Origin of the sequence: Brevibacterium gallinarum (genome assembly GCF_014836885.1) — a bacterium.
GTDB lineage: Bacteria > Actinomycetota > Actinomycetes > Actinomycetales > Brevibacteriaceae > Brevibacterium > Brevibacterium gallinarum.
Genome location: NZ_JACSPY010000004.1, coordinates 193,305 through 199,900 on the forward strand (window position 1 = coordinate 193,305; position 6,596 = coordinate 199,900).

The window sequence follows — 6,596 nt, forward strand, 5'->3', positions numbered from 1 at the left end:
CCCCCCCCCCCCGCTTCTCTGTGCCCACAGCACACCTGACTCCCTGTGCGGCAGAAAAACTTCTGCCAGCCGGGGTCGCTGACCTACGACGATCGGAGGGTGAGGTGGCCATACGTCGTAGCGAAGTCTGAACGCAGGCTGTCCGGCGCATGTAGGCGGGGCTGGCGAACCTGAATGCCGTCTGACCACACGGTCACCGGAGGCTGAGGGCATCCCGGTCCCACCGCCTCGGGAGCGGGACGCTATGCCGTTGGTCCATCGCCTTTTGACCAAGGCGCAATATCGGCACCGGTGAGATTTCGGAAGAGTGAGAGCACCAACCTGAACGACTCTCACAAGGAGAAAACTCGTGAAACGCACGTTCGTCCACGCGGCCCTCGTCGGCTCGCTGGCCTTTGCAGGAATGGGAGCGGCGATGCCGGCTCTCGCAGCACCGGGCGGGGCGGCCGATACGGCCATCCAGAAGTCCCCGGAGGTCAAGAAGGTCAAGGCCGACTTCAGCGACAAGGAGCTGAAGATCATGGCCGAGTCCTCGGGCCGCACGGTCGCAGCCCAGAAGGACCACCTGCAGGCGCAGTTCACGCAGAACAACGACTACTACGACCTCGTGCAGGCCGGCAACACCTACGACGGCGCGTTCTTCAACGACGAGAACAAGCTCGTCCTGCAGGCCCCGGCCGGATCGCAGGCCGCCAAGGCCGCCGAAGCCGCCGGCTTCGAAGTCCGCGACGCCGCCAACGGCGAGAGCAAGCTCAATGACATCGCCGATGCGCTTGCGAAGCTCGCCGCCGATGACACCGGTGTCGTCTCCGTCGCTCCGCGCATCGCTGACGACGCCGTCGTCGTCACCGTCACCGACCCGAAGGCCGACACCGCCGTGCTCGACAAGGCCGCCGAGTACGGTGACGCTGTCACCGTCCAGAAGGGTGAGCGCAACGAGCTGCACGCCACTGCCAAGGGCGGCGACAAGATCGGTCTGGGCGGCGGCTACTGCTCGGCTGGCTTCCCGGCCACCGACGGTGAGGGCAACCACGTCATGGTGTGGGCCGGTCACTGCATCGAGGACCAGGACAGCTTCACGGTCGAGGGCCAGGACTTCGGCTCCTACGGTGAGACTGCGTTCAAGTCCTACGACGGCCAGCCGGACCGCGACATCGGATACATCGTCCTGGGCGACGGCAACGAGGTCAGCACCGAAGCCAACACCTACGGCTCAGACCACGGCATCACGAACGCTGAGGAAGGCGCATGGCAGGCCCCGATCGGCACCGAGCTGTGCCGCACCGGCGCGACCTCCGGTGTCACCTGCGGTGAGGTCACCGGCTACAACGCCACGGTGAACTACTCCGACTCGCAGGGCCGCGAGGTCGCCCAGGTCTCCGGTCTCGGCGAGTCGACCGTCTGCACCGCTGCCGGTGACTCCGGTGGCGCCTACACCGCCGGCAACCAGGCCGTGGGCATGACCTCCGGCGGACCTGCCGGACAGGACTGCGGCTTCAACGGCGGCTACGTCGACGGATCCTCGTACTTCCAGCCGGTGCCCGACGCGCTGGACTACTACAACCTGGAGTACGGCCACAAGTGATGAGAATGTCGTCTCTCATCTGACGGTTCCCCGTTCCCTCGCGGGGTGACACACGAGGGATACTCACAAAGGTAGGGTTCACAGCCCGCGGCGCCGGGGCGAAGCAGCAGCTTCGCCCCGGCGTCGTCTCTGTGTGCGCGGACAATGCGGTGCCGGCCTGTCCGCGGGCTGCGCTCAGCACGGCCGAGCAGTCTGTCAGCGGTCTGACGACAACAGAAGCGGAGGGAGCCTGATACCAACAGAAGCGGAGGGAGACCGATGGCGGTCTCCCTCCGCTTCGTGCGCGGTGCGTGCGGCTCAGTCCTCGCGGGTGGCGGCGATCATCGCATCACGGGCTGCGCGGCGTCGGCGCTGCTCGTTCGGATCGGGCACCGGCACGGCAGCGAGCAGACGCTGCGTATACGGGTGCACCGGATCGGCGACGATGTCACTGGAGTTGCCGACCTCGACGAGATAGCCGTGGCGCATGACCGCCACGCGGCGGGCCAGCATCTCGACGACGGCGAGGTCGTGGGAGATGAACAGACAGGCGAATCCCTGCTCACGCTGCAGCTGCTGGAACAGCTCCAGCACCTTGGCCTGCACAGAGACGTCGAGTGCCGAGGTCGGCTCATCGGCGATGAGCAGCTTGGGCTGCAGCGCCAGTGCACGGGCGATGCCGATGCGCTGACGCTGGCCGCCGGAGAGCTCATGCGGGTAGCGGTTGCGCATCGAGGTCGGCAGCTCGACCGAATCGAGCAGTGCCTCCACACGCTTGTTGAGCGCTGACCCTTTGAGCTTCTCGTGCAGGAAGATCGGCTCACCGATCGACTCACCGACCGGCAGGCGCGGATTGAGCGACGACCCCGGGTCCTGGAACACGATGCCGACGTCGCGGCGCAGGGGCCGCAGCTGCCGGTTGCTCATGTTGGTGATATCGGTGCCGTTGATCTCCAGGGAGCCCTCGACGACCGGCAGCAGGCCGAGTGCGGCACGGCCGATCGTCGTCTTGCCCGAACCCGATTCGCCGACCAGGCCGACGACCTCGCCGGGAGCCACTGACAGGTTGATGTCGTGGGCGGCCCGGAAGGCCGGCGTGCGGCCGATCTTCGGGTACTCGATCGCGGCATCGGTGAGCTTGAGCGCCGGCGTTTCGGTCGGATCGAAGCTCTCATCCGGGTGCACGATCGTCTCAGTCGAGTCCAGCGTGATGCCGGCCGGCACCCAGTCGCGATCGGCCAGCTCCGGCGTGGCAGCCTCCTTGATGTCGTCGACGGAGTCGCCGAAGACATGCTCTTCCTTCTCACCCAGATGCGGCACCGAGTCAAGCAGCTGCTTGGTGTAGGGGTGCTGCGGGTTGTAGAAGATCTCATCGGCGGTGCCGGTCTCGACGACCCGGCCGCTCTTCATCACGAGGATGCGGTCGGCCATATCGGCGACGACACCCATGTCGTGGGTGATGAGGATGATGCCGGAGTCGATCCGCTCACGCAGATCGCGCATGAGCTTGAGGATCTCCGCCTGCACCGTGACGTCGAGCGCGGTCGTCGGCTCATCGGCGATGAGCAGACGCGGATCGCAGGCCAGGGCCTGGGCGATCATGATGCGCTGTCGCTGACCACCCGAGAGCTGATGCGGGAAGGAGTCGAAGCGGCGCTCCGGTTCGGGGATGTCGACGAGCCGCATGAGCTCGAGCGCCCGTTCCTTCGCGGCCGAGGGCCCCATGTCGAAGTGGGTGCGCAGGGTCTCGACGATCTGGAAGCCGCAGGTGTAGACCGGGTTGAGGGCGGTCATCGGCTCCTGGAAGATCACCGAGATCTCCTTGCCGCGGATGCGCTGCATCTGCGCCATCGGCATGTCGACGAGTTCGCGTCCGTCGAGCTTCGCACTGCCGGATGCCAGTCCGTTCTTGGGCAGCAGCCCGATGAGCGACATCGAGGACTGCGATTTGCCCGAACCGGATTCGCCGACGATGGCGAGCACCTCGCCGGGGTACAGCTCGTAGTTCAGGCCCTCGACTGCGGTGAACCATTCGCCGCCGACCCAGAAGTTCACTCCCAGGTCGGTGACGGACAGAATCGGATCGCCGCCGGTGCGCCCGTGCCCCGTTCCCGAGGCGGTGGCTGCGCTCTGTGTGTCCGCGCCGTTGGCCTCAGCACCGGTGGCGGCGTGTGAGCCGCCCGGCCGCCGCTGGGCAGGGGTGTTGGTGGTGTTCTCAGTCATATCTGCCCTCCTAGTGCCGCGGCTTGCCGTCGTGATCGTCCCCGGTGTCACCGGGGTCGTCATGGGTGTTGACGGTGCCTGCTGGCCCGGGACGGTCGGGTCCCTGCGCAGGCGTGCCCTCAGCGAACGGCATCCCGGTCGCACCGGCGCCGGTGGTGACAGCGGCAGCTGCCTCCTCCTCGGTGCGCTCCGGCGTGCGGATCTGTGCCTTGAGCATCTCCTTCTTCGACGGGATGCGCTTCTGACGCGGGTCGAAGGCGTCGCGCAGGCCGTCGCCGATGAAGTTGACGCACAGCGCGATGACGATGATGAACAGGCCCGGCCACCAGAACAGCCACGGACGGGTGGAGAAGGAGCTCTGGTACTCGTTGATGAGCTGGCCGAGCGAGACGTCCGGGGCGCTGACGCCGAAGCCCAGGAAGGACAGGGCGGTCTCCAGCACGATCGCCTGGCTCATGAGCAGCGTCGTGTTGACGATGATGACACCCATCGCGTTGGGCAGCATGTGCTTGAAGATGATCCGGAAGTCGCTGGCCCCGGCCACCCGTGCCGAGTCGACGAACTCGCGTTCGCGCAGCGACAGGAAGTCACCGCGGACCAGACGCGCTAGGCCCGGCCACAGGATGAGGCCCAGGCAGATGGCCAGCAGCAGCGGCGAGGAGTACTTGCCGGCGAGCACACCGAGCACAGCGCCGACGACGATGACCGGCAGGGTGATGAACAGGTCGGTCAGACGCATGAGCACATCGTCGACGCGCTTGCGGTAGTACCCGGCCAGCGAACCGATGACCACACCGACGACAAGCGAGATCGCACCCATGACGAGCATCACCATGATCGAGATCTGGGTGCCCTTCATGACGCGGGCGAAGTTGTCGCGGCCGATGTCGTCCTGTCCGAACGGATGCTCTCCGAGGGAGAAGATGTTCGACAGCTGCCAAGTCGGCGCACCGCCGTTGAGCACATCGTTGGTGTTGTAGTGGTTGAACTTCCACCAGCCCGGGATCGGGCCGAACCCGACGGATGAGTACGCCAGGATCGCGATGAGCAGCACGACGGCGAGTCCGCTGAGCGCGCCTTTGTGCCGGATGAACCGGCGCCAGACGATCTGGCCCTGTGACAGGCCGGCGGTCTCCTGCGCCTCGATGGCGTTGTCGCCTTCGAGGGCGTGTGTGTCCTCGTGCTTCGAGGGATCTGGAAGTGAGGTGGTCATGCGTTCACCCGAATCCTTGGGTCGAGGATGGCGTAGACGAAGTCGGCGACGATGTTCGCCACGACTGCGAGTATTCCGGTGATGAGGATGTAGGCCATCACGGGATCGATATCGGCCTTGCCGAGCGAGTCGACGAACATTCTGCCCATGCCGGCCCAGCCGAAGATCGTCTCGGTCAGCACAGCACCGCCGATGAGCGTGATGATGTCGACCGGCACGATCGAGGCCAGCGGCAGCAGCGCATTGCGCAGTGCGTGGCGCATGATGACGGTGCGCTCGGTCAGGCCCTTGGCGCGTGCGGTGCGGATGTAGTCCTGGTTCATCACTTCGAGCATCGAACCGCGCGAGTAGCGGGTATAGGTGGCGAAGGAGATGAGCACCAGAGCGATCGACGGAAGCAGCAGATGTGTGAAGCTGTCGACGGTCTGGATCCAGAAGTCGCCCTGCAGGCCGGGACTGGACGCGCCGATCGTGGCGATCGGCCTGCCGCGGATCTGCGCCAGGTTCGAGTAGTTCGACCACACCTGCATGTTCCGGTCGACGAAGACGAGCAGCGAGGCGATGATCGCGACGATTGCTGCGGTGCGCGCCGAGGCGCCCTTGTCCGGACCGCCGAAGGCGAAGCCGACACCGACGCCGACGAGGATCGCGACGACGAACAGGCCGAGGATGATGAACCAGTTCGCCGGTACGAAGTAGAAGAACCACTGCATCGCGTAGTAGAACACACCGCCGAGCACGGCTGTGGTGAGTGCGGCGTAGAAGGCGCGCTTGTTGTGCAGGCCGGTCGACAGGTGGGTCACGAGCACCGCAGCGGCAAGCGACGTCACTGTCACGCCGATGAGTCCGATACCCGGCTGCAGCAGCCAGTTGGAGCCGAAGAGGAACGCCAGCAGCGCGAAGGTGACGATCGTGCCCGCTGCGAGGTTGATGTAGCGGCGCCGTCCGCTGCCGCCCATCGCGCCCATCCAGAAGGCGCCTGCGATCAGCGAGATGACGACCAGCGCCAGCCAGTTGACCTCGGGGTCGCGCAGGAAGTTGTTGAATTCGATCGCGCCGTACTGCTTGAGCAGCACGGCCACCCAGAAGACGGGCAGCGAGTACAGCAGGAAGGTGATGAAGGTGATGGCGTAGTCGAAGCCGGTGTACTGGCGGATGGCCGAGACGAGACCGACAGTGACGCCGAGGATGATCGAGACGAAGGTGGCGACGAAGACGAGCTTGACGGAGTTCAGGATCGCGCCCTGCAGCATGCTCGTCACGGCCTGGCCGGTCAGCCAGGATGAGCCGAGGTCGCACTGGCCGATGAGGCAGCCGCCGACTCCGGTGAGCCACCAGAAGTAGCGGATGGGTGAGGGGACGTCGAGCTGGAGATTGCGGATGCGGTTCTCCATCAACTGGGCCGCATTCGGTGACGTCGAGGTGCGCAGATCTTCGAGCGGGTCGATCGCGAGATCGATCAGCACGTACATGAGGAACGTCACGACGAGCATGACAAGGGCGGCTGACAGGAACCGCCGGATGAGATATTTGATCATTTCGGGCTTCCCGGGAGGGTCGTGGGGCAGGGAGCGGCGGGGGGGGGGGGGGGGGGGG

The 6,596-nt window shown here is 65.8% G+C and carries 4 protein-coding genes; 1 reads left to right on the forward strand and 3 read right to left on the reverse strand.

The window, feature by feature from the left end; translation table 11 throughout:
• Positions 1–349 precede the first annotated feature (349 nt).
• Complete coding sequence (locus H9634_RS14865; RefSeq protein WP_191725863.1) at positions 350–1,585, forward strand: S1 family peptidase; 1,236 nt, start codon at positions 350–352, stop codon at positions 1,583–1,585.
• A gap of 297 nt (positions 1,586–1,882) precedes the next feature.
• On the opposite strand, the gene H9634_RS06370 is transcribed toward H9634_RS14865, so the two are convergent.
• Genes H9634_RS06370 through H9634_RS06380 form a run of 3 tightly spaced genes read right to left on the reverse strand, consistent with a single transcriptional unit; the run spans position 1,883 to position 6,538 of the window.
• Positions 1,883–3,787: an ABC transporter ATP-binding protein gene (locus H9634_RS06370; RefSeq protein ID WP_191725864.1), complete on the reverse strand. Its 1,905-nt coding sequence runs from the start codon at positions 3,785–3,787 to the stop codon at positions 1,883–1,885.
• A 10-nt stretch (positions 3,788–3,797) separates the two neighbouring features.
• Entirely contained in the window at positions 3,798–5,000 is a 1,203-nt protein-coding gene (locus H9634_RS06375) for an ABC transporter permease (protein WP_191725865.1), read from the reverse strand.
• Complete coding sequence (locus H9634_RS06380; RefSeq protein ID WP_191725866.1) at positions 4,997–6,538, reverse strand: ABC transporter permease; 1,542 nt, start codon at positions 6,536–6,538, stop codon at positions 4,997–4,999. The genes H9634_RS06375 and H9634_RS06380 overlap by 4 nt, the downstream gene beginning before the upstream one ends.
• Between the last annotated feature and the right edge of the window lie 58 nt (positions 6,539–6,596).

Excerpts from the sequence above, each read along its gene's own strand:
- H9634_RS06370 (WP_191725864.1), bottom strand. The coding sequence starts at position 3,787 with ATGACTGAGAACACCACCAACACCCCTGCCCAGCGGCGGCCGGGCGGC.
- H9634_RS06375 (WP_191725865.1), bottom strand. The coding sequence starts at position 5,000 with ATGACCACCTCACTTCCAGATCCCTCGAAGCACGAGGACACACACGCC.
- H9634_RS06380 (WP_191725866.1), bottom strand. The coding sequence starts at position 6,538 with ATGATCAAATATCTCATCCGGCGGTTCCTGTCAGCCGCCCTTGTCATG.